This window comes from Staphylococcus sp. 11007852, assembly GCF_011394325.1.
Lineage (GTDB): Bacteria > Bacillota > Bacilli > Staphylococcales > Staphylococcaceae > Staphylococcus > Staphylococcus agnetis.
Genome location: NZ_JAANBJ010000022.1, coordinates 122,973 through 147,338, shown reverse-complemented (window position 1 = coordinate 147,338; position 24,366 = coordinate 122,973). Strand labels below are relative to the sequence as shown.

General features: G+C 35.5%; 21 protein-coding genes and 1 pseudogene. 19 read left to right on the top strand and 3 right to left on the bottom strand.

From position 1 onward, the window contains the following. Window positions 1-485: 485 nt before the first annotated feature. The 16 genes from secA to whiA all read left to right on the top strand — a co-directional run bounded on the left by secA (window position 486) and on the right by whiA (window position 19,550). Window positions 486-3,014: a preprotein translocase subunit SecA gene (gene secA / locus G8Y85_RS06615; RefSeq protein WP_107371285.1), complete on the top strand. Its 2,529-nt coding sequence runs from the start codon at window positions 486-488 to the stop codon at window positions 3,012-3,014. 24 nt (window positions 3,015-3,038) lie between these two features. Further along, window positions 3,039-4,143, top strand: a protein-coding gene (prfB, locus tag G8Y85_RS06610; protein ID WP_103345551.1) for a peptide chain release factor 2 whose coding sequence is annotated in 2 segments (ribosomal slippage) — window positions 3,039-3,110 and window positions 3,112-4,143 — 1,104 coding nt in all. Because the reading frame shifts where the segments join, the coding sequence is not laid out codon by codon here. Between the two features lie 79 nt (window positions 4,144-4,222). Beyond that, complete coding sequence (locus tag G8Y85_RS06605) at window positions 4,223-5,101, top strand: COG3942 and LysM peptidoglycan-binding domain-containing protein (RefSeq protein WP_165805598.1); 879 nt, start codon at window positions 4,223-4,225, stop codon at window positions 5,099-5,101. A 133-nt stretch (window positions 5,102-5,234) separates the two neighbouring features. Next, window positions 5,235-5,876, top strand: coding sequence for a YfbR-like 5'-deoxynucleotidase (locus G8Y85_RS06600; protein WP_037567881.1), 642 nt, complete (start codon window positions 5,235-5,237; stop codon window positions 5,874-5,876). Between the two features lie 5 nt (window positions 5,877-5,881). Then, on the top strand, window positions 5,882-6,118 hold the full coding sequence (locus G8Y85_RS06595) for a CsbA family protein (protein ID WP_037567884.1): 237 nt from the start codon (window positions 5,882-5,884) through the stop codon (window positions 6,116-6,118). 143 nt (window positions 6,119-6,261) lie between these two features. Next, a complete protein-coding gene (gene uvrB / locus G8Y85_RS06590) occupies window positions 6,262-8,244 on the top strand; it encodes an excinuclease ABC subunit UvrB (RefSeq protein ID WP_107376392.1) in 1,983 nt (660 codons plus the stop codon). A 5-nt stretch (window positions 8,245-8,249) separates the two neighbouring features. After that, the gene (gene uvrA, locus G8Y85_RS06585; RefSeq protein ID WP_165805597.1) at window positions 8,250-11,099 is read left to right on the top strand and encodes an excinuclease ABC subunit UvrA; all 2,850 of its coding nucleotides are present in this window, start codon (window positions 8,250-8,252) and stop codon (window positions 11,097-11,099) included. After that, complete coding sequence (locus G8Y85_RS06580) at window positions 11,096-11,500, top strand: hypothetical protein (RefSeq protein WP_103345548.1); 405 nt, start codon at window positions 11,096-11,098, stop codon at window positions 11,498-11,500. Before uvrA ends, G8Y85_RS06580 begins: the two co-directional genes overlap by 4 nt. A 167-nt stretch (window positions 11,501-11,667) precedes the next feature. Further along, the gene (hprK, locus tag G8Y85_RS06575; protein WP_060550609.1) at window positions 11,668-12,603 is read left to right on the top strand and encodes an HPr(Ser) kinase/phosphatase; all 936 of its coding nucleotides are present in this window, start codon (window positions 11,668-11,670) and stop codon (window positions 12,601-12,603) included. After that, window positions 12,603-13,457 (top strand): prolipoprotein diacylglyceryl transferase, encoded by an 855-nt coding sequence (gene lgt / locus G8Y85_RS06570; protein WP_060550610.1) that lies wholly within the window; start codon window positions 12,603-12,605, stop codon window positions 13,455-13,457. Before hprK ends, lgt begins: the two co-directional genes overlap by 1 nt. Beyond that, entirely contained in the window at window positions 13,441-13,926 is a 486-nt protein-coding gene (locus G8Y85_RS06565; protein ID WP_103345547.1) for an acyltransferase, read from the top strand. Before lgt ends, G8Y85_RS06565 begins: the two co-directional genes overlap by 17 nt. A 16-nt stretch (window positions 13,927-13,942) precedes the next feature. Continuing rightward, window positions 13,943-15,379, top strand: a complete 1,437-nt coding sequence (locus G8Y85_RS06560; protein ID WP_165805596.1) for a tetratricopeptide repeat protein — start codon at window positions 13,943-13,945, stop codon at window positions 15,377-15,379. Between the two features lie 63 nt (window positions 15,380-15,442). Next, complete coding sequence (gene trxB, locus G8Y85_RS06555; RefSeq protein ID WP_037567899.1) at window positions 15,443-16,387, top strand: thioredoxin-disulfide reductase; 945 nt, start codon at window positions 15,443-15,445, stop codon at window positions 16,385-16,387. A gap of 165 nt (window positions 16,388-16,552) precedes the next feature. After that, complete coding sequence (gene rapZ / locus G8Y85_RS06550) at window positions 16,553-17,476, top strand: RNase adapter RapZ (RefSeq protein ID WP_060550614.1); 924 nt, start codon at window positions 16,553-16,555, stop codon at window positions 17,474-17,476. Then, the gene (locus tag G8Y85_RS06545; protein ID WP_165805595.1) at window positions 17,463-18,470 is read left to right on the top strand and encodes a gluconeogenesis factor YvcK family protein; all 1,008 of its coding nucleotides are present in this window, start codon (window positions 17,463-17,465) and stop codon (window positions 18,468-18,470) included. The genes rapZ and G8Y85_RS06545 overlap by 14 nt, the downstream gene beginning before the upstream one ends. Before the next feature lie 135 nt (window positions 18,471-18,605). Further along, entirely contained in the window at window positions 18,606-19,550 is a 945-nt protein-coding gene (gene whiA / locus G8Y85_RS06540; protein WP_165805594.1) for a DNA-binding protein WhiA, read from the top strand. 41 nt (window positions 19,551-19,591) lie between these two features. Here the strand turns inward: whiA and clpP are convergent, their stop codons facing one another. Beyond that, the gene (clpP, locus tag G8Y85_RS06535; protein WP_037567907.1) at window positions 19,592-20,173 is read right to left on the bottom strand and encodes an ATP-dependent Clp endopeptidase proteolytic subunit ClpP; all 582 of its coding nucleotides are present in this window, start codon (window positions 20,171-20,173) and stop codon (window positions 19,592-19,594) included. A 448-nt stretch (window positions 20,174-20,621) separates the two neighbouring features. Here clpP and tnpA point away from each other — a divergent pair, with 448 nt between their 5' ends. Continuing rightward, window positions 20,622-21,080, top strand: coding sequence for an IS200/IS605 family transposase (gene tnpA, locus G8Y85_RS06530; protein ID WP_103345497.1), 459 nt, complete (start codon window positions 20,622-20,624; stop codon window positions 21,078-21,080). 373 nt (window positions 21,081-21,453) lie between these two features. Continuing rightward, window positions 21,454-22,473, top strand: a pseudogene (add, locus tag G8Y85_RS06525) (adenosine deaminase). A gap of 377 nt (window positions 22,474-22,850) precedes the next feature. Here add and G8Y85_RS06520 read toward each other — a convergent pair. Next, window positions 22,851-23,435, bottom strand: a complete 585-nt coding sequence (locus tag G8Y85_RS06520) for a hypothetical protein (RefSeq protein ID WP_165805593.1) — start codon at window positions 23,433-23,435, stop codon at window positions 22,851-22,853. Window positions 23,436-23,846: 411 nt separating this feature from the next. Between G8Y85_RS06520 and G8Y85_RS06515 the strand changes: the two genes are divergently transcribed. Further along, window positions 23,847-24,047: a cold-shock protein gene (locus tag G8Y85_RS06515; RefSeq protein WP_037567914.1), complete on the top strand. Its 201-nt coding sequence runs from the start codon at window positions 23,847-23,849 to the stop codon at window positions 24,045-24,047. Between the two features lie 48 nt (window positions 24,048-24,095). Here G8Y85_RS06515 and G8Y85_RS06510 read toward each other — a convergent pair whose 3' ends face one another. Continuing rightward, complete coding sequence (locus G8Y85_RS06510) at window positions 24,096-24,299, bottom strand: TM2 domain-containing protein (protein ID WP_060550616.1); 204 nt, start codon at window positions 24,297-24,299, stop codon at window positions 24,096-24,098. Between the last annotated feature and the right edge of the window lie 67 nt (window positions 24,300-24,366).

Sequence of the window (24,366 nt, the reverse complement as noted above, 5' to 3'; positions counted from 1 at the left end):
GACATAATGTAAATGTTCTGGTCCCTTAGTCCATTATAAAATGATAGTGATAGTCATTCCGGTTCATCACTTTATCATTAATTCGTGTAGCTATGTTTTTGAGGATGTATAGGATGCGCATTTAGGTGATTGATTCACAATACAAAATCAACATAAATAGAGCGTAATTGAACATTGCGTTAAATCTTCAAAGTTTTAACACGTATGTTGCCTCATTATGATGTGTTGAAACTTAGATCTACGTTAAATTGAGGTCATACATTATTCTCCTGAGAACCATTAATGAGTTGCTACAGTATACACTTAACAAGCGTTTAAAAATAATAAAGCATGGTGTTTTATTTTCATAGCTCAATAAGTTTTGAATAGGGCTATTAATATTAGTATTTTCTTAAGACATAAGTATATGAGTATAAATTTATACCTAAAAATGATATGATGTGTTGTTGTAAGCGATAGAGTTTATTGCTAAAGGAGCGAAATAAATGGGTTTTATAACAAAACTGGTTGAAGGTAATAACCGAGAAGTGAAACGTCTTGGAAAAATTGCTGATAAAGTCATTGCATTAGAAGAAGATATGGCAATTTTAACTGATGATGAGATCAAAGCAAAAACACGTGCGTTTCAAGAACAATTACAAAGTATTGAAGATAAAAGAAAACAAGATAATATGTTAGATGAGATATTACCAGAGGCATTTGCATTAGTTAGAGAAGCATCAAAACGTGTCTTCGGTATGATTCCTTATAGAGTTCAAATTATGGGTGGTATTGCCATTCATAAAGGTGATATTGCGGAAATGAGAACAGGTGAAGGTAAGACCTTAACAGCAACGATGCCAACGTATTTAAATGCACTCACAGGTCGCGGTGTACACGTTATCACAGTCAATGAATATCTTGCATCATCACAAAGTGAAGAAATGGCGCACTTATATGAATTTTTAGGCCTAACAGTTGGTTTGAATACAAACAATTTACAAACAGATGAAAAACGTGAAGCATATGCGCAAGATATCACTTATAGTACTAACAATGAACTTGGTTTTGACTATTTAAGAGATAACATGGTGAATTACAAAGAAGACCGTGTCATGCGTAAGCTGAATTTTGCGATTATTGATGAGGTTGACTCTATTTTAATTGATGAAGCACGTACCCCTTTAATTATTTCGGGAGAAGCGGAAAAATCAACATCATTATATACACAAGCGAATGTTTTTGCCAAAATGCTTAAAGCTGAAGATGATTACAACTATGATGTTCAAACGAAAGCCATTCAACTTACAGAACAAGGCATCGATAAAGCAGAACGCATGTTTAAATTAGACAACTTATATGATGTTAGACATGTGGATATCATTCATCATATCAACCTTGCGTTAAGAGCGCATTATACAATGGCTAGAGATATCGACTACATGGTTACTAATGGTGAAATCTTAATCGTCGATCAATTTACTGGACGTACAATGCCAGGGCGCCGTTTTTCTGAAGGGCTTCATCAAGCGATTGAGGCTAAAGAATCAGTTAAAATTCAAAATGAATCTAAAACTATGGCCTCAATTACATTCCAAAACTATTTCAGAATGTATAACAAATTAGCAGGAATGACAGGTACAGCGAAAACAGAAGAAGAAGAGTTCAGAAATATTTATAATATGACGGTAACTCAAATTCCAACGAATCGCCCTGTACAACGTGTGGACCATTCTGACCTAATCTACGTAAGTCAAAAAGGGAAATTTGACGCAGTTGTTGAAGAAGTAATTGAAAAACACCGTAAAGGTCAACCAGTCTTATTAGGTACTGTAGCAGTGGAAACAAGTGAATACATTTCTAATTTACTTAAAAAACGCGGTATTCGTCATAGTGTCTTAAATGCTAAAAACCATGAACGTGAAGCTGAAATCGTCGCTGATGCGGGTCAACGTGGTGCAGTTACGATTGCAACAAACATGGCTGGTCGTGGTACAGATATTAAATTAGGTGAAGGTGTAGAAGAGCTTGGTGGACTTGCCGTTATCGGGACTGAAAGACATGAGTCACGTCGTATTGATGATCAGTTACGTGGACGTTCAGGACGTCAAGGCGACCGAGGAGATAGTCGTTTCTATTTATCATTACAAGATGATTTGATGGTGCGTTTTGGTTCAGAGCGTATGCAAGCAATGATGAATCGTTTAGGCATGGATGACTCTACGCCAATTGAATCTAAAATGGTTTCGCGCGCTGTAGAATCAGCCCAAAAACGTGTTGAAGGTAACAACTTTGATGCACGTAAACGTATTCTTGAATACGATGAAGTATTGCGAAAACAACGTGAAATTATGTATGAAGAACGTAATCGTATTATTGATGATGAAAGCAGTTCAGAACTTGTAATCGAAATGTTGAAATCGACGTTACAACGTACGATTCAATATCATGTCAATGAAGATGCAGAAAATCCAGATTATGAACCGTTAATTCATTACGTAGAGGATGTATTCCTCCATGAAGGAGAATTAAAAGAATCTGAAATCAATGGTAAAGATCGTGAAGATATGTTTGATATCATTTGGGCTAAAATTGAACAAGCATATCAACGTCAAAAAGATGCATTGGGTGACCGTATGCCTGAATTTGAACGTATGATTTTACTACGTTCTATTGATGAAAGATGGACATCTCACATTGATACTATGGACCAATTAAGACAAGGGATTCATTTACGTTCTTATGGTCAACAAAATCCGTTACGTGATTATCAAAATGAAGGTCATGAACTGTTCGACATTATGATGCAAGGCATTGAGGAAGATGTAAGTAAATATATCTTAAAATCTGTAGTCACTGTTGAAGATGATGTACAACGTGAAAAAACAAAAGAGTTTGAAGGTCAACACGTTTCAGCTAATGATGGCAAAGAAAAAGTAAAACCAAAACCAATTGTTAAAGATCAAGAAATAGGACGTAATGAACCATGCCCATGTGGTAGTGGTAAAAAGTATAAAAATTGCTGTGGCAATTAAACTTTGATGATTAGGAGTACAGACATGGAACGATCTGAAATTAAACGTGTAATTGAAAATTTCGAGTCAAAACTCGATCAACTCAGGGGGTCTCTTTGACTTAGAAAAAAAAGAGACAGATATACAAGAATATGAAGAAATGATGGCGCAACCCAACTTTTGGGATGATCAAGCGAAAGCGCAAGAAATCATTGACCAAAATAATGCTTTAAAGGCAATCGTGACTACGTATCATGACATTAATAATGAAATCGAAGACATGAAAGCAACGTTTGAACTTTTGCAAGAAGATGATGATGAAGAACTCAAAAATGAACTGGAATCACTCGTTGAAAGCTATGGTACAACAATTGACCGCTTTGAGCTTCAACTTTTACTTGATGGTGAACATGATGCAAATAATGCGATTTTGGAGTTGCATCCAGGTGCTGGTGGTACAGAATCGCAGGACTGGACAAATATGTTGCTCAGAATGTACCAGCGCTTTTGTGAACAACAAGGGTTTAAAGTAGAAATCGTTGACTATCAAGCTGGTGATGAAGCAGGAGTTAAGAGTGTGACGATGATTGTTAAAGGTCATAATGCTTATGGTTATTTAAAAGCTGAGAAAGGTGTGCATCGCTTAGTACGCATTTCACCATTTGATTCTTCAGGACGTCGTCATACATCATTTGCTTCATGTGATGTCATACCTGAATTCAATAATGAAAAAATCGAAATTGAGATTAATCCTGATGACATAACTGTCGACACGTTCCGTGCTTCGGGTGCTGGTGGTCAGCATATTAATAAAACAGAATCAGCAATCCGAATTACGCATCATCCGACTGGTATTGTCGTAAACAACCAAAATGAGCGTTCACAAATTAAAAACCGTGAAGCTGCAATGAAAATGCTAAAAGCGAAATTGTATCAACTTGAAATTGAGCAAAAAGAGCGTGAACTTGCTGAAATTCGTGGAGAACAAAAAGAAATTGGTTGGGGCAGTCAAATTAGATCGTATGTTTTTCACCCGTATTCTATGGTGAAAGACCATCGTACCAATGCGGAAACGGGAAATGTAAACGCGGTTATGGACGGAGAAATTGGGCCGTTTATAGATGCTTACCTTAGAAGCCAATTGAATTAAAATGTATAGAAACTTGGAGTGTGGACTTGAACGTAATACTCCAAGTTTTTCTATTTAGAAAGGAGTACAGAAAGAATCTATGTTACGAACTTATGTCATTGCGTTGATCGTTGCGAACACATCACTCACACAAAGTATTGATGTCCATAATCGTGCATCACTGAACGATTTGTCACAAAAAACAGGTATATCTGTTCAAGAATTAAAAAGTTTAAATCCCTCATATGGGCAACCATCGCAAACGATTAAAAAAATTCGTATCCCTAATAAACATGTTCATATTGTAGAAGAAGGTGATACCTTAAATCGTATTTTGGCACGTTATCATTTAACAACGCACACATTTTATCAATATAATCCGACCTTTAAAACATTAGTACCCAAACAATGGTTAGCGATATCTCCTAAAGGAGCCGCGTTGTTATTTCAACCACGACAGATACCAACGCCTACGATAGCATCTCCCTCGCGTACTTCCCAACCAAAACATCACACATCGTATCAAGATAGGTCACTTTCCACTTTAAATATTCTTCATAAAACAACAGCCTATTTCCAAGGAAACAAAACCTCCTCAAAAACACAGCCACCTATTAAAGATAAATCAACATTAAACTTTTTAAATCATAAATCAGATTCCTCGCAAAATTTATATTTACAAGGTCAATGCACGTATTATGCTTTTCAAAGACGAATGGCACTAGGACGTCCGATTCACAATCATTGGGGTGATGCCAAACATTGGTATGCACATGCGCGAGCCCAAGGATTTCATGTTTCAACGTCACCTCAAATAGGTGCAATCATGGTTTCGCAGGAAGGCCCTTTTGGGCATGTGGCCATTGTCGAAACGATAAAAAGCAATGCAATCGTCGTATCAGAAATGAATTGGGTGGCACCTTTTGTCGTCAATCATCGCGTGATTGAATCATATGAACAATTTTATTTTATTCATTAAATTTGAATATTTATCGTACATTAATTTATATAGTGATAGAATCCTTCATTTTGTGTTATATTATCATCAAACTAGAAAAATACTTTCGCTTACGGTAATAGAACGGTTTCAAAACATTAAAGGAGGTCTGGTAATGGGTGTACATCAATATTTTAAAAGACTATCAGATTTAGAAAAACTAATTCGTTTGCCAGGTAAATTTAAATATTTTGAACATAATGTCGCTGCCCACTCTTTCAAAGTGACTAAGATTGCGCAATATTTAGGAACGGTTGAAGAATATCATGGCAAAGATGTTGATTGGAAAAGTTTGTATGAAAAAGCGTTAAATCATGATTTTGCAGAAGTGTTTACCGGAGATATCAAAACACCTGTAAAATATGCGAGTGGAGAATTAAAAAAATTATTTTCACAAGTTGAAGAAGAAATGGTGGATACCTTTATTACCGAGGAAATACCAGAACGATATAGAGCAATATATCGACAACGTCTTCAAGAGGGGAAAGACGATTCTTTAGAAGGGCAAATATTAGCAGTCGCAGACAAAATTGATCTTTTGTATGAAACTTTTGGGGAAATTCAAAAACGTAATCCAGAACCTCTATTCTTTGAAATTTATGAAATGAGTTTAGAAACAATTATGCAATTTGATCATTTGCATGCGGTTCAAGATTTTATTGAAAACATCATTCCTGAGATGTTAACAGAAAAATTCATACCTCGTACAGAATTACGAGAAATGACGATGCAAATTCTTAAAAATAGGAAAGTGTGATAATCATGATATGGTATATGTTAGCCGCATTCTTTCCATGTGTTCTCGTAGTTATATTTAGTGCAATCACGAGAAGCAAGTGGGTGGGCACACTCATTACACTTATTTTAATAGGTGCATCAGTATATAAAGAATTCTTTCACAATGAATGGATTATCTTTTTAGATGTTGTATCGTTATTAGCTGGCTATATTATTGTTGACCAGTTGCAAATTCATAAACAACAGGATAATGAAGGGTAAGATTTCCTTAAGAAAGGAATCTTATCCTTATTTGTGTTTAAGATAAGAAAAGTTAATTACTAAAATCCCGAACAGATGTTTGTACTTGCTGTGAAATTTTTGCTAAAATAAACTTACTATTGCGTTGAAAGGAGCGTACACGAATGGAGCATCATGCTTTTAAAATTGCATCCACATTTGACCCTCAAGGTGATCAACCTAAAGCGATTGCTGAACTTGCTAAAGGTATTAAAGAAGGTAAGCGTCATCAAACCCTTTTAGGGGCTACAGGTACCGGCAAAACGTTTACAATGAGTAATGTGATTAAAGAAGTCGGTAAGCCGACATTAATCATTGCACATAATAAAACATTAGCGGGTCAATTGTATAGTGAATTTAAAGAGTTTTTCCCTGACAATAGAGTGGAATATTTTGTAAGTTATTATGACTATTACCAACCAGAAGCGTACGTCCCGTCAACAGATACGTTTATTGAAAAAGATGCTTCTATTAATGATGAAATTGATCAGTTGCGTCACTCTGCAACAAGTGCATTATTTGAGCGTGATGATGTCATTATTATCGCAAGTGTGAGTTGTATTTATGGTTTAGGTAACCCAGAAGAATATAAAGATTTAGTGGTAAGTATTCGTGTGGGCATGGAAATGGATCGTAGTGAACTATTAAGAAAACTTGTTGATGTACAATATACACGGAATGACATTGATTTTAAACGGGGAACATTTCGGGTTAGAGGCGATGTCGTAGAAATCTTCCCAGCCTCTAGAGATGAGTTATGTATCCGTGTGGAATTTTTTGGCGACGAAATTGACCGAGTCAGTGAAATTAATTATTTAACAGGAGAAGTGCTACGTGAACGTGAACATTTTGCACTATTTCCAGCATCTCACTTCGTTACCCGCGAGGAAAAAATGAAGATTGCTATTGACCGTATTGAAAAAGAATTAGCCACGCAACTTGAAAAATTGCGTAATGAAAACAAACTACTTGAAGCCCAAAGATTAGAGCAACGCACGAACTACGATTTAGAAATGATGCGTGAGATGGGATTTTGTTCAGGTATTGAAAATTATTCTGTGCACTTAACGTTACGTCCGTTAGGTTCAACGCCGTATACGTTACTCGATTATTTTGGAGACGATTGGCTAATTATGATAGATGAGTCACATGTGACTTTACCTCAAATTAGAGGGATGTACAATGGTGACCAAGCACGAAAAAATGTGTTAGTTGAACATGGTTTCCGTTTGCCTAGCGCATTGGATAACCGTCCTTTAAAATTTGAAGAATTTGAATCGAAAGCACGACAACTGGTCTATGTATCCGCTACACCTGGTCCTTATGAACTAGAGCATACGGATGAAATGGTTGAACAAATTATAAGACCAACTGGATTATTAGATCCTAAAATTGAAGTGCGACCGACAAAAAATCAGATTGATGATTTATTATCTGAAATACAAGAGCGTGTAGACCGTAATGAACGTGTGCTCATTACGACATTAACGAAAAAAATGAGTGAAGATTTAACAACATATCTTAAAGAAGCTGGGGTAAAGGTAAACTATCTCCATTCAGAAATTAAAACGCTAGAACGTATCGAAATCATTCGTGATTTACGTATGGGGACGTTTGATGTTTTAATAGGCATTAATTTATTAAGAGAGGGTATCGATATTCCAGAAGTGTCATTAGTTGTTATATTAGATGCAGATAAAGAAGGATTTTTACGTTCGGAGAGATCGCTCATTCAAACCATTGGACGCGCTGCACGTAATGATAAAGGTGAAGTGATTATGTATGCTGACAAAATCACTGATTCTATGCAATATGCGATTGATGAGACAGAACGACGTCGTAGTATACAAATGGCCTATAACGAAAAACATGGTATCACACCAACTACTATTAATAAAAAAATACATGATGTCATTAGTGCTACGGTTGAAACAGATGAAATCAATGATGACCACCGTAAAGAAGTCCCTAAAAAACTGACGAAAAAAGAACGAGAAAAAACGATTAAAAATATAGAAAAAGAAATGAAAGAAGCTGCAAAAGCGTTAGACTTTGAAAGAGCTACGGAACTCAGAGATATGTTATTTGAATTAAAAGCAGAAGGGTGAATAAAATGAAAGAACCGTCAATCGTTGTGAAAGGTGCTCGTGCACATAATTTAAAAAATGTAGATATTGAATTGCCGAAACATAAACTTATTGTCATGACAGGATTGTCAGGTTCTGGTAAGTCTTCTCTTGCTTTTGATACGATTTATGCAGAAGGACAACGCCGGTATGTGGAGTCGTTAAGTGCTTATGCCAGACAGTTTTTGGGTCAGATGGATAAACCTGATGTAGACACGATTGAAGGACTTTCTCCGGCAATTTCTATTGATCAGAAGACTACAAGTAAGAACCCTCGCTCAACAGTGGCGACAGTCACGGAAATTTATGATTATATTCGACTATTATATGCTAGAATCGGCAAACCTTTTTGTCCGAATCACGGCATTGAAATTGAATCACAAACGGTTCAACAAATGGCCGACCGTATACTTCAATTAGAAGAACGGACGAAAATTCAATTGCTCGCACCTATCGTGAATCATCGTAAAGGGACACATGAAAAATTACTCAATGATATTAGCAAAAAAGGATATGTACGGGTGCGCGTTGATGGGGACATCATGGATATAACGGCAGTACCTGAATTAGATAAGAATAAAAATCATACGATAGAAATTGTAGTCGATCGTTTAGTTGTGAAACCTGGCATCGAAACACGTCTCGCAGATTCAATTGAAACCGTTTTAGAATTATCAGAAGGTCGACTCGTTGTAGATGTGATAGACGGAGAACAATTGGAGTTCTCTGAAAAACACGCCTGTCCAATCTGTGGGTTTTCAATTGGTGAATTAGAACCACGGATGTTTAGTTTTAATAGCCCATTCGGTGCATGTCCAACGTGTGATGGTTTAGGACAAAAGTTAACAGTAGATTTAGACTTGGTTGTTCCGGATAAAGAAAAGAGCCTCAATGAGGGGGCTATTTTAGCCTGGGAACCTACAAGTTCTGATTATTATCCAACACTTCTTAAACGCGTATGTGAAGTGTATAAAATTAATATGGATAAACCGTATAAAAAGCTCACCGAGCGTCAAAAAAATATTATTTTGTATGGATCTGGAGACAAGGAAATTACGTTTACTTTTAAATCGAAATTTGGCCAGTCGCGTAAAAGAACGATGGTTTTTGAAGGTGTCGTTCCTAATATTGAACGTCGCTATCATGATTCACCGTCAGAGTATGTTCGAGAAATGATGCAAAAATATATGGCAGAGCAAGTATGTGAAACGTGTCAGGGTCAGCGTTTAAGTAAAGAAGCGTTATCTGTCTATGTTGCAGGTAAAAATATTGGAGAAGTCGTTTCACAATCTATTCACGACGCATTACATTATTATCAAAATATCCAGTTGTCTAACCAAGATCAGCAGATTGCACGACTGATCTTAAAAGAAATCATTGCACGATTAGAATTTTTAAATAATGTTGGATTAGGATATTTAACGTTAAACCGTGCTTCAGGTACATTGTCAGGTGGCGAGGCACAACGTATACGCCTTGCGACGCAAATCGGTTCACGTTTGTCTGGGGTGCTCTATGTTCTTGATGAACCTTCAATCGGTTTACATCAACGTGATAACGATCGTTTGATTTCAACATTAAAAGATATGCGTGATTTAGGAAATACCCTTATCGTTGTTGAACATGATGAAGACACGATGATGGAAGCGGATTATCTTGTCGATATTGGTCCTGGAGCTGGAGAACATGGTGGTCAAGTGGTTGCAAATGGCACACCGAAACAAGTGATGCGAAATAAAAAATCGCTGACAGGTCAATATTTGAGTGGCAAAAAATTTATTCCTGTTCCAGAAGCACGGCGTGACATTACAGAACGTAAAATTGAAATTAAAGGGGCACGCAGCAATAATTTGAAAAATGTTGATGTTGCTTTTCCGCTCTCTGTGATGAATGTCGTGACAGGTGTGTCGGGTTCTGGTAAAAGTTCTCTTGTAAATGAAGTGTTATATAAAGCATTAGCAAAGCAAATTAACAAATCTAAAGTACGTCCAGGTGCCCATGTTGCGATTCACGGTGTAGATGAAATTGATAAAATTATTGATATTGATCAATCGCCAATTGGGCGTACACCACGCTCAAATCCTGCAACGTATACCGGCGTATTTGATGATATTCGTGATGTTTTTGCATCTACAAATGAAGCGAAAGTAAGAGGGTATCAAAAAGGGCGTTTCAGTTTTAACGTGAAAGGTGGCCGTTGTGAGGCGTGTAAAGGTGACGGTATCATAAAAATTGAAATGCATTTCTTACCTGATGTGTATGTACCTTGTGAAGTGTGCGAAGGCAAACGATATAATCGTGAAACATTAGAAGTCACTTATAAGGGCAAAAACATTGCTGATGTTCTAGCTATGACTGTTGAAGATGCAACACGCTTTTTTGAAAATATACCTAAAATTAAACGTAAATTACAAACACTTGTAGATGTTGGTTTAGGATATATTACACTTGGACAGCCTGCTACTACATTGTCTGGTGGAGAAGCGCAACGTGTTAAATTAGCCTCTGAATTGCATAAACGGTCGACCGGTCGCTCAATATACATTTTAGATGAACCTACAACAGGACTACACGTTGATGATATTAGTCGATTGCTTAAAGTGCTTAACAAAATCGTCGATAACGGTGATACGGTTGTTATTATTGAACATAATTTAGACGTGATTAAAACAGCAGATCACCTTATCGATTTAGGACCTGAAGGTGGAGAAGGTGGTGGCACCATTTTAGCTACTGGGACACCTGAAGAAATTGCTGAAACAAAATCGTCCTACACGGGCAAATATTTAAAACAAGTTCTTGCCCGTGATAAAGCACGGATGGAGGGTGAGCTATGAAAGAGGCACAAATGAAAGTTTTAGAATTGTTAGAAGCGCATAAAATTTCTGTGGAGTCTGCGGCGATTTTATTGGATGCAATGTATGGGAAAACACATGAGCATCAACAATCTGAGTGTAAAACAACCCAACACCAAGACATGTCAGCGAAGCCTCCAAATCACTCAACAGAAAATCAGTCGCATTCACATCAACACGAACGTCAATCCGATTCTTCAATGGAAGACTTTATGAATCAAACATTGAAACAAGTCACATCTACATTAAAAAAAGCTACAGATAAAAAGAATGAGTCCTCAAAAAAAGACCGTGAACAAAATGATAGTGCCATGGATACGTTTAGCCAAATTGAAAAAACATTTCGTGATGTGACTGAAAAACTGAATAAGTATGGCAAATAGCTTTTAAATCACAGGGTGAGCGTTGAAAATAAGTCAAAAAGATTTATTTTTATACTCTCACCCTGTTCATGTATAATGGAATGATAAACGATGAAACTTTATACGTATAGATTATTTTGTATACTATAATTGAAATCATTGATGAAAGCACTAATTGAGGTGAACGTATGTTAACGACAAAAGACTTAGTGGAAAAGTTCAAATTGAATGTGATTGCTGGTGAAAAAGGATTGGATCGACCGATAATGAATACAGATATCTCTCGACCTGGTTTAGAAATGGCAGGCTATTTTTCACATTATGCATCCAATCGGATTCAACTTTTAGGGACAACAGAATTATCTTTTTACAATTTATTGCCTTTGGAAGAACGTAAAGGACGGATGCGTAAATTATGTAGGCCTGAAACCCCAGCGATTATTATCACAAGAGGTCATGAAGCACCAGAAGAATTAATAGAAGCTTCACATGCAACGGATACGCCACTTATGTATATTGATGAAGCCACAACACGTGTTATGGGACGATTTACAACATTTTTAGAGCATGAACTTGCGAATTCAACATCATTGCACGGTGTGCTTGTCGATGTTTACGGCGTAGGTGTATTAATTACGGGTGATTCTGGTATTGGTAAAAGTGAAACAGCATTAGAGCTGGTTAAACGTGGACACCGATTAGTAGCTGACGACAATGTAGAAATTAAGGAGATTAATAAAGATCAACTCATTGGAAAACCACCTAAAATTATCGAGCACTTATTAGAAATTAGAGGATTAGGCATTATCAATGTGATGACTCTATTTGGTGCAGGATCAATATTAACGCAAAAGCGTATTCGTCTCAATATTAATTTAGAGACTTGGCGACAAGATAAACTGTATGATCGTGTTGGCTTAAATGAAGAAACATTAAAAATTATGGATACTGAAATTACAAAGAAAACGATACCCGTACGTCCAGGACGCAATGTCGCAGTCATTATTGAAGTCGCGGCGATGAATTACCGATTAAATATTATGGGGATCAACACTGCAGAAGAATTTAACGAGCGGTTAAATGCTGAAATATTAAAAAATAGTCAACGTAAAGGAGATGTGTAATGTTGTTAGGTTATATCGATCCTATCGCATTTTCACTTGGGCCAATTCATGTGCGATGGTATGGCATTATTATTGCAACTGCCATTTTATTAGGGTATGTCCTTGCACAAAAAAGCGCTCAAAAAATTGGTTTTAAAGAGGAAGAACTTATCAATACGATACTCGTTTGTGTTGTAGTTGCAATTTTAACTGCACGGCTTTATTTTGTAGTCTTTAATCTCAATTACTATCTCATGCATCCCGTCGAAATACCGATGATTTGGTTAGGTGGACTCGCGATACATGGAGGGCTCATAGGGGCATTTATTACAGGGATTTATTACTGCTATCGCAAAGATTGGCATCCATTCCAATTAGGTGATATTGCCGCGCCGAGCATCATTTTAGCACAAGCCATTGGACGTTGGGGTAATTTTATGAATCATGAAGCACATGGTGGTCCGGTGTCTCGTGCCTTTTTAGAAGATTTACACTTACCTCAATTTATCATTGATAATATGTTGATTGATGGTGTGTATTATCATCCTACATTCTTGTATGAATCGTTATGGAACCTTATTGGGTTTATCATTCTTATTTCACTGCGCAAGCATCTACTTGTAGGTGAAACCTTCTTCTTATACTTAATATGGTATTCTATCGGTCGTTTCTTTGTAGAAGGTTTACGTACAGATAGTTTGATGTTAACTGAGACAATACGTGTGGCACAGTTAATGTCTATCTTGCTCATACTCATAGGTGTAGGTATGATTTTATGGAGAAGATTAAAAGTAAAACCACCGAAATATAAAGATGTTTCAATTTTACCTTGGCCAACGCAAAGGAAGGGTAAGTCTTATGGCAAGAAAGGTTAAGGTCATAGTATCAAAAGGCAAATATAACCCATTGTGGTATTTGTATCGATTTATTTCGTTTGCCAAATTATTCAAAAATGTAATCATTATCGAATGTTTGCGCTATTTTCCATGGATTCAGCTTAAACCTCTGTTGTATCGACGTTTACTACATATGAATATTGGTAACCATACAGCTATTGCTTTTAAAGTTGTACCTGATTTAATGTATCCAGAGAAAATCACAATAGGGCACAATGTGACTATAGGCTACCATACGACAATATTAACGCATGAATTTTTACCTGATCAGTTACGGTTAGGTGATGTCAATATTGGAAACGATACGCTTATAGGTGCAAATGTTACAATTTTACCTGGCGTGACAATTGGAGATAACGTACTAATAGGGGCCAATGCCGTCGTATCCAAAGATATTCCTAGTAATTCGAAAGCGATAGGCAATCCAATACAAATTAAACCGTTGTGAAAGTGAGGTGACAAGGATGACACAGCAGCGCAAAATTATTCAACTTGATACTGATGTAGCATTATATGAGCGATTGGCACATCAAAAAATGTTACAGCAAGAATACGCAAAAGCAAAAAAATATTTGGACAAAGTGTTAGAATTGTCACCAGATAATTTTGATGCAAAACAACAACTTGCAACGTGTTATGTGAAGTTACGTCAGCCTAAAAAAGCGGAAGCGATTTATTATGAAGCATTGAGCAAAGATGATGAAATTGAAACGTGTTTGTATGAATTGAGTCAGTTAAACATTGACTTGAATGAACCGAATAAAGCGTATTTATTCGGGCTGCGGTATGCGTTTTTAACGCAAGATGAAGATTATCGTGATGAATTAGAACACATGTTTGAAGTTACATTGATGGGTGACGCGCAATTAGAGCTTGAAAGTGAATTATTTGTCGCTCAAATCATCTTTCAATATTTATTTGGTCAAGGTAGACTACTTGATGCACGTGAATATATATTGAACCAAGAAACGCATATTAAAAATCATAAAGTCATGAGAAACCTTTTAGCAATGTGTTATCTTTACCTCAATGAAAATAAAGAAGCTAAAGCAATGTTTGAGACTTTATTAGAGGAAGACGCGTCAGATGTACATGCGTTATGTCATTACACGTTACTTTTATATAACATGAATGAAACAAAGCAATATGCGCATTACATTAAAGTTTTAAACAAAATTATACCAATGAATGATGACCAATCTTTTAAATTGGGTATCGTTTTAAGTTATTTAAAGCAATATGAGGCGTCGCAACAATTACTTTTACCCCTTCATCGAAAAGGAAGTTTCCAAACGTTCCAACTGTTTCATGCCTTGTCTTTTAATTATTATTATTTAGGTCAACCATCTCAAAGCGAACACTTCTGGAAAAGATTGCAAGATTTTGCTAAAGCCACGCCGGGTGTGCCGCCATGGATTATGGATACGAGTGAGACTTATTTTAACGAACACATCGCGCCATTACTTACGAGTGATGATGGGCATCGACGTCTTTACGGATTGTTTTTACTTCATCAACTGAATGGAAAAGAAGTATTGATGACGAAAGATGTTTGGTCAATATTGGAAGATATGGGAGATTATGAAAAACTATATTTATCGTATCTCATCCAAGGTCTACAATTGCGAAAGTTAAATTTTATTCACAAAGGAATGCAACAGATATATCAAATATCTGAAACGAAAGACGAAACAGCATTGTTTTTAAGTTGGATTAATTATGCCGAATCTTTATTAGAAACGGACGTAGATACAGACAATGTCAATGCGTATACTGCAGCAGTAAGTTATTTGTACTTTAATACAACAAATCAATCGATGCTAAAATCAAAGTTAAGTGAAATGTTCGGTGTTTCAGAAGATAAGTTAGAACGTGCATTAGCGCATTTATTGAGCATTTAACTTCATATTTAGGCTCAAAATGTTGTAAAATGCGTATGATAAAGAATAGAGGAGGATTCATCTATGTCAGAACAAAAAAGATATGATGTTGCGATTATCGGTGCGGGTCCAGCAGGTATGACAGCATCAGTATATGCCTCACGTGCGAATTTAGACACAGTTATGATTGAACGTGGTATGCCAGGTGGTCAAATGGCAAATACCGAAGAAGTAGAGAATTTCCCGGGTTTTGAAATGATTTCAGGGCCGGATTTATCTACTAAAATGTTTGAACATGCCAAAAAATTTGGTGCGGAATATAAATACGGTGACATCAAAGGTATTGAAGATAAAGGTGATTACAAAGTTATCGATTTAGGTTCTAGTCAAGTTGAAGCGACTGCTGTGATTATCGCTACAGGTGCAGAATACAAAAAAATTGGTGTGCCAGGTGAATCTGAGCTTGGTGGCAGAGGTGTAAGTTATTGTGCCGTTTGTGATGGTGCATTCTTTAAAAATAAAAATGTTTACGTGATTGGTGGAGGTGACTCTGCGGTTGAGGAAGGGACATTTTTAACTAAATTCGCAGATAAAGTGACAATCGTACATCGACGCGATAAATTACGTGCACAAAAAATTCTTCAAGACCGTGCATTTAAAAATGAAAAAATCGATTTTATTTGGAACCACACTTTAAAATCTGTAAATGAAAAAGACGGTAAAGTGGGTTCATTAACACTTGTATCTACTGAGGATGGTTCAGAACAAACAGTAGATGCAGACGGATTATTTATTTATATCGGTATGAAACCATTAACGCAACCATTCGAAAATTTAGGTATTACGAATGAAGCTGGGTACATTGTTGCAAACCCAGATATGAGTACTGCAGTTGAAGGTATATATGTTGCGGGAGATGTTAGAGAAAAAGGCTTACGTCAAATCGTTACTGCAACAAGTGATGGTAGTATTGCTGCACAAAGTGTTCAAGAATATATCGAAGAACTTAAAGATAAAGCCGAAGCTTAATTTATGATAAATATTTAGGTCATAACTTCATATACAAAAAGAGTGGGTCAGTCCATCAAATGCACATGATGAGAACACTGATGCACTCTTTTTTTACACAAACGCTACTACTGAAGTAGGATTTCATGTACACTTAAATAGAATATGATTGGATGGTGGATACGTATGCAACATGAAGAAAAAAATGAAATCGTCAAAAGCGAATTATTAGTGATCACTGGGTTGTCGGGGGCTGGAAAGTCAGTTGTGATACAAAGTTTAGAAGACTTAGGTTATTTTTGTGTCGATAATTTACCACCGATCTTGTTACCGAAATTTGTAGAATTGATGGAACAAGGAAATCCGACATTACAAAAGGTGGCTATTGGCATTGACTTAAGAGGACGCGAATTTTTTAAATCGCTAGTTAAAGAAATTGATGATATTTTAAGTCGTAAAAATGTTATTACGGATGTACTATTTGTAGACGCAACGACTGAAAAATTAATATCACGCTATAAAGAAACAAGACGTCGACACCCATTACAAGATCAAAATAATTTAACGTTAGTAGAAGCTATAAGTGAGGAGCGAAATTTATTATCTGATATTCGCAGTATGGCAAATTATAATGTGGACACTACACATTTAAAGCCAAAAGAATTACGTTCTCGTGTATATGAATATTTCAATAAATCGAATCATCCTACTTTTACGATTAATGTACAAAGTTTTGGGTTTAAGCATGGGATACAAATCGATGCCGATCTTGTTTTTGATGTTCGATTTTTACCGAATCCATATTACGTTAAATCATTACGTCCATTAACAGGGATGGATGATGATGTCTATAATTATGTAATGAAATGGAAAGAAACTAACACATTTTACGAAAAATTATTAGATTTATTATTATTTATGATTCCAGGGTATAAAAAAGAAGGGAAGTCACAACTTGTTATCGCAATCGGATGTACAGGTGGTCAACATCGATCCGTTGCATTAGCACAACGTCTATCTGAAGATCTTAGACAGCACTTTGACTATGATATTCATGTGCATCATAGAGACGCACATATTGAAAGTGGCGATAAGCATGAAGCAAATTAAAATAGTGTTAATTGGAGGCGGCACAGGACTATCTGTGCTTGCGAGAGGCTTAAAAAAGTTTCCAATAGATATTACGTGTATTGTTACTGTTGCGGATGATGGAGGCAGTACAGGTAAAATACGGCATGAAATGGACATTCCAGCTCCTGGTGATGTACGAAATGTGCTTGCGGCATTAAGTGATGTCGAACCTACGTTAGAGCAATTATTCCAATATCGCTTTGAAGAAGATAAAATCAGCGGTCATTCATTAGGTAACTTACTCATCGCTGCAATGACAAACATTACAGATGATTTCGGGCATGCGATTAAGGAATTAAGCCGAATATTAAATATAAAAGGTCGCGTCATTCCCTCAACCATATCCAGCGTGTCTCTTAACGCTGTGATGGAAGATGGTGAAATTGTCGTTGGTGAATCGAATATCCCAAGTAAACATAAAAAAATTAGCCACGTATTTCTTGAGCCAGCGAATGCTGAGCCTATGGATGAAGCCGTCGAAGCTTTGTTGGAAGCGGATTTAATTGTTTTAGGACCAGGGTCACTTTACACTAGCGTGATTTCAAATTTATGTGTAAAAGGAATTGCGAATGCCATTGTTAAAAGCGAAGCAAAAAAATTATATGTATCGAATATTATGACACAACCAGGTGAAACAGATGGATACTCTGTTCTTGATCATATTGATGCGATTCATCAGCAGTTAGGCCATCATGTTATCGATTTTGTCATTGCGAACGAAATCACGTTTTCGAATGAAATATTGGAAAAGTATGAGCAAAAAGGGGCACGGCCAGTCTATTATGATGCCGGCGAACTTATAAAAAGTGGGATTAAGCTTGTCACAGGTAAAGGACTGGCTCAAATATCTGAAAATCATCATGTACGACATTGTAATGATGTTTTGGCGGACATGATTTATGATATTGCTCTTGAGGAAATCAGCACCATTGAATTTGATCCGAACCGTATCAAACATCGACGAAAAAGATAATGATGACAATATCGCTTTCGGACAATGAATTGAAAACAATGATAGTGGTGCACCTCGTTTAATCACATTCATGATACAATGAAAGATAAGCATTCTATTAAAGATAATGTACGGTGAAGAGAGGAATCGATAATCATGAGCTTTGCATCCGAAATGAAAAATGAATTAACCCGCATAGAAACAGATGCGAACAATGCAAAAGCAGAGCTCAGCGCATTGATTCGAATGAATGGGGCTTTGAATTTTTCGAACCAGCAATTTGTTATTAATATTCAAACAGAAAATGCGACGACTGCACGACGCATTTATTCTTTAATCAAACTTGTTTTTCATGTAGAAGTCGAAATATTAGTGCGTAAAAAAATGAAATTAAAGAAAAACAATATTTATATCTGTCGTATTAAGATGAAGACAAAAGAGATATTAGATGAACTTGGCATTTTAAAGGACGGTATGTTTAGTCATGATATTGATGACGAAATGGTTAAAGACGATGATATGAAACGTAGTTATTTACGTGGTGCATTTTTAGCAGGGGGTTCTGTGAATAATCCAGAAACGTCTTCTTATCATTTAGAAATATTTTCACTTTATGAAGGTCATTCTGAAGGGTTAACCGCTTTAATGAATGATTATGAGTTAAATGCCAAAAAATTAGAGCGCAAAAAAGGATGGATCACATATATTAAAGAGGCTGAACGTATCGCAGAATTTTTAAGTTTAATTGGCGGTTATCAAGCATTATTAAAGTTTGAAGATGTACGTATTGTACGCGATATGCGTAATTCAGTTAATCGACTTGTGAATTGCGAGACAGCGAATTTAAACAAAACAGTGAGTGCCGCTATGAAACAAGTTGAAAGTATTCAATTAATTGATCAAGAAATTGGTTTGGATAATTTGCCTGACCGCTTACGTGAAGTTGCTAAATTAAGAATTGAACATCAAGATGTATCGCTTAAAGACCTAGGAGAGATGGTCAGTACTGGTACGATTTCTAAGTCGGGTATTAATCATCGTTTGCGAAAATTAAATGAAATGGCTGATAAAATTAGAAATGGCGAACCATTTGAAGTATAAAAAAGCGAGCCATCTCAAAGTTGGCTCGCTTTTTATCATTTTTATTCAGGGTGCATAACTTCGTCAATTAAGCCATATTCTTTAGCTTCTTCAGCTGTAAGGAAGTTATCGCGATCTGTATCTTTTTGGATTTTTTCAATCGATTGACCTGTACGCTCTGATAAAATTTTATTTAATTTCGCGCGTGTTTTTAAAATGTGATTCGCTGCAATTTCAATTTCGGTTGCCTGACCTTGCGCACCACCTAATGGTTGGTGAATCATTACTTCAGCATTTGGTAATGCATAACGTTTACCTTTAGCACCTGCTGCAAGTAAGAATGAACCCATTGAAGCTGCCATACCGATACAAATTGTTTGTACATCTGGTTTAATGTGTTGAATCGTATCATAAATAGCAAATCCAGCAGTTACACTACCACCTGGAGAATTAATATAAAGATAAATATCTTTTTCAGCATCTTGTGCTTGTAAAAATAAAAGTTGTGATACAATAGAATTTGCGACATTGTCATCAATCGCAGAGCCTAACATAATAATACGGTCTTTTAAAAGACGTGAGTAAATATCATATGCGCGTTCACCGCGGTTTGTTGTTTCAATAACTGTAGGAATTAAATTCATAACTCTTTCCTCCTATAAATAGCTTTGAATCTATTTTAACTTAAAAGTCAAAAATGGTCAAAAAATAAACATTTGAATCGCTATTGATTTTAAGGCATTAGAAACGGCTTTACCAATTTAATACTATTAACCCCTCGTAGTGTAATGGATAACACTTAAGATTCCGGTTCTTACAATAGAGGTTCGATTCCTCTCGAGGGGGTTATATAACTAATTACTCGGGGTTTTGGGTTCGAAAAGAGTTCCATTCTCTTTTGGCAATAAGGGCAACTGTTACGACGGTTGCCCTTTTTTTATTAATGACTTCAGTCAGTTGAGCACGTAAAACGTGCGAAACAATAAACCACCTGCTATGGGGGTGGGCAACAAAAGTTATACTAAAAAATCCCTGCTTAGCGTTATAATTAAGGTGTTCAAGCCAAATTAATAACGAAAGTAGGGATTTGTTATGGCTAATGAAGCCAAGAGTTTAGCACATACAAAATGGATGTGTAAATACCACATTGTATTTACTCCAAAGTATAGAAGAAAAAGCATATACAATCAATACAGACCATCAATTATTGAAATTATAAAGTTATTGTGCAAATACAAAGGTGTGGAGATTATAGAAGGACATATGATGCCAGATCATGTACATCTATTAGTGAGCATCCCACCTAAAATAAGCGTTTCAAGCTTTATGGGGTATTTAAAAGGTAAAAGCGCTTTGATGATATTTGATAGACATGCAAATTTGAAATATAAATTTGGAAATCGTCACTTTTGGGCAGAAGGATATTATGTAAGTACAGTTGGATTAAATGAAGCTACAATAAAAAAATATATACAGAACCAAGAAAAACACGATAAAGCGATTGATAAGTTGAGCGTAAGAGAATATGAAGACCCTTTTAAGGGTTATTGAAGTTAGTCAAAAGCCTCTTTAGAGGCTAGCTAAAGAGACAATGGCATTTTGGCTTGAGCATGAAATGAAAAAGCCAGCGCCTTTAGACGTTAGCCGGTATAGCGGGCTTATAGCCCAAGAGCAAACCACCCGTTTTACGGCTGGTCCTGATTAATTGGTCACTCTGTGGTAACAAAAATGGGTTAAATCCTATTATTACGTATATAACCTCTCTCGAGGGGGTTATTGTCATCTTTAAACATGGATTTAGAGGCGTTTTTTAATATTATAGAAAATTATGTGCTTTAAGAACGGATATCATAACATTCCTATTGCAGTGATTTGACATCCTGTTAATTGTTTTTGTAATATAATTTCTTATGATTAAAGAGAGATGAAAAAGAGGGTTGGAGTTATGGGGAATAAGATAGATTTGGTTTCAATACCTAAAGTAGAGTTGCATTGTCATTTAGATGGTTCTGTAAGTTTTGAATTTTTAAAAAGACAATCGGCACTACAAAATATCACAATCGATTTTCATAAAATAACGGTAGGGGAAACGTGTAAAAGTTTGGATGAGTACTTGCAATCCTTCGATGAAATTTTAAAAGTAATGCAAACAGCACAGAGTTTAAAAGAAAGTGTCATTGATGTTGCTAAACAAGCCGCACGTGATGGTGTGAAATATATTGAAATCAGATTTGCGCCAAGGTTACATACGCATAAAGAAGAATCAATTGCTTCTGTTTTACAAGCGGTATGTGAAGGTGCGAAAGAGGCTGAATCTGCATGTAATATGACCATTCGGATTTTAGTGTGTGGCATGAAACATCATTCAGAACAAGATAATATTGAAATTTTAAAAGAAATTAAAGCCAATGCGTTACTAGAATATTATATTGTTGGTGGGGATTTGGCAGGTGGTGAACAGGATGCCTCTATGTCCAAGTTCTCTGAAGTGCTTCAATATGCGAACTCAATAAATTTAAATATGACCTTACATACTGGAGAGTGTGGTTGTATTAAAAATGTTCATGATGCGGTTGCACTTTGAGCTAAAAGAATTGGTCATGGTGTTGCTTTATTTCAAGACAAAGAAGCGCTCTACAATTTTAAAAATAACGATGTGTTATTAGAAATCTGTCCAAAAAGTAATCTTCAAACGAAAGCGATCAACCACATCCATGAGTTGGATTTACCGCAATTAAAGCAATACGGGATTCCATATTTAATCAACACAGATAATCGCGTTGTGACGCAAACAAATTTAATAGAAGAATATGAATTATTGTTACATCATGACTTAATTACAATTGAAGAAATAGAAAGAATTAATTTAGAAGCAGTATCTTATACATTTTTAAACGACGCACAAAAACAATTACTTTTAAATCATTCGTTTAATAATAAATGATTCAAAGGTGATAGAAAGTAGATACGCTGATTTAAAACACTATGTACGGTCAATCAGAATCATATCCTTTAAAAAGCTATTCACCCCGCTAAATTTCAAAAAGTGCTTACTATTCATTATTGAATGTGAGCGCTTTTTTATATGGATAGGTAATGTTAAATATAGATCATCATCTTGACCTCATTTAAAAAATGAATATGTAACAAAATCATTCGATGAAAATGAGCGCATAATATAAACGTGCATATTTGATTTTAATCTTTGTGAGGTCATGTTGTAGGTTAGACTCAAGTGTAAATATGTGAGAGTTTAATATATGTGATAAAGATTTAAAAAAATAAGCACATCATTCATAAGAATGTGTGCTTATTGTTATGTTATTCAGTCATGTTATTGATACGTTTTTGTACTTTTTCATATTTTTTTGCAGTGTCTTCGCCTAAATGCTTTTTAATATCATCTAAAGTAATACCGCCCATATCGACTTTCTTAGACTCTTCTTCATATTTTTTCATATCTGCTGCGAATTCTTTTTCAGAGATTTCTTTTTTAAAGAATTTATCTAAACTCGTTGCGATACCATTATATCCTTTAGAAACAGACTTGTTTGACTCTAAAAAGCTAGATTCAATTTTACTTAAAGTTTCTGGTGTTTTAGCATCGACTTTCTTAGATTCATAATTTTTTCTTGATTCATCTAATGATTGTGAGACTGATTTGAATTCTTTTACAATTTTATCTTTATTGCTCAAGTCTAAGTTTGACAATTTGTCCATCGTATTGTCGTAAGTATCAAGATCTTTGTTAACAAACGTCTTTAAGTTTTCTTTGTATTTTTTTAACGTGTCTTCTTTTTGCTGTGTTTCTTGTTTAGCTTCTTTTTTACCTGAGTCGTTTTGACCACATGCACCTAATACTAATAAGCTCGATAAACTAATAACTGCCAATTGTTTCAATTTCATAATTTAAACCCCTTAATATGTAATGTTTTAGTATATGTCCACAAATTTAAACAGAATTTAAGAATGTGGGTCACAATGATTATATCAAAAAAAGCGTATCAATATTAGTGTTTTTTTATAAAATGTTGTAGTTTTTCTTATGGTTCATAATCAGATTGTTTATACATAATAACGTTAAAAGAAAAGAATGATTTATAATTATATTAGAGAGGGTTTTTGGAGTGTAAAGAGAAAAAAATACAAGAATTTAAAGTTTTTCTTTACATTTGGTCAAATTGCGTGTATAGTTAACTTTATCGTAATAAAAGATCGTGAAATTGATTGAAGTTTATTATTTAGAATATACTCCTTTTAATGAATGAATTTTTTTTACAAATAAAACGTGCATCATGCACAACGGAGGTATTCTATATGTATAACGGTACAGTAAAATGGTTTAACGCAGAAAAAGGTTTTGGATTTATCGAAAGAGAAAATGGCGACGATGTATTCGTACATTTTTCAGCAATCGTTGGAGATGGATACAAATCTTTAGAAGAAGGTCAAAACGTTGATTTCGAAATCGTTAACGGTGACCGTGGCGAGCAAGCTGCTAACGTAGTAAAAATGTAATTAACATAAATCAGACCGTGTCGAAAGAAAATTCGACACGGTCTTTTTTTATACATAAACGCGACCATATTCATCAGCTGGTATAAGTAATACTAAAATACCACTAATGATGGCAATGATATGAGGGATACCAGTCCAAAAGAATGCGATGTGCAAGAGACCTTGAATGGGTTTACCAGCATAAAACTTGTGGATACCAAAGGATCCTAAAAAGAATGCTAATAAAATATAGGCTAATTTATTTACATACATAAAAATCCTCCTTTATAAATTGAGAATTATTTATTCCAAATATATATGAAATTAACTGTAATTACTA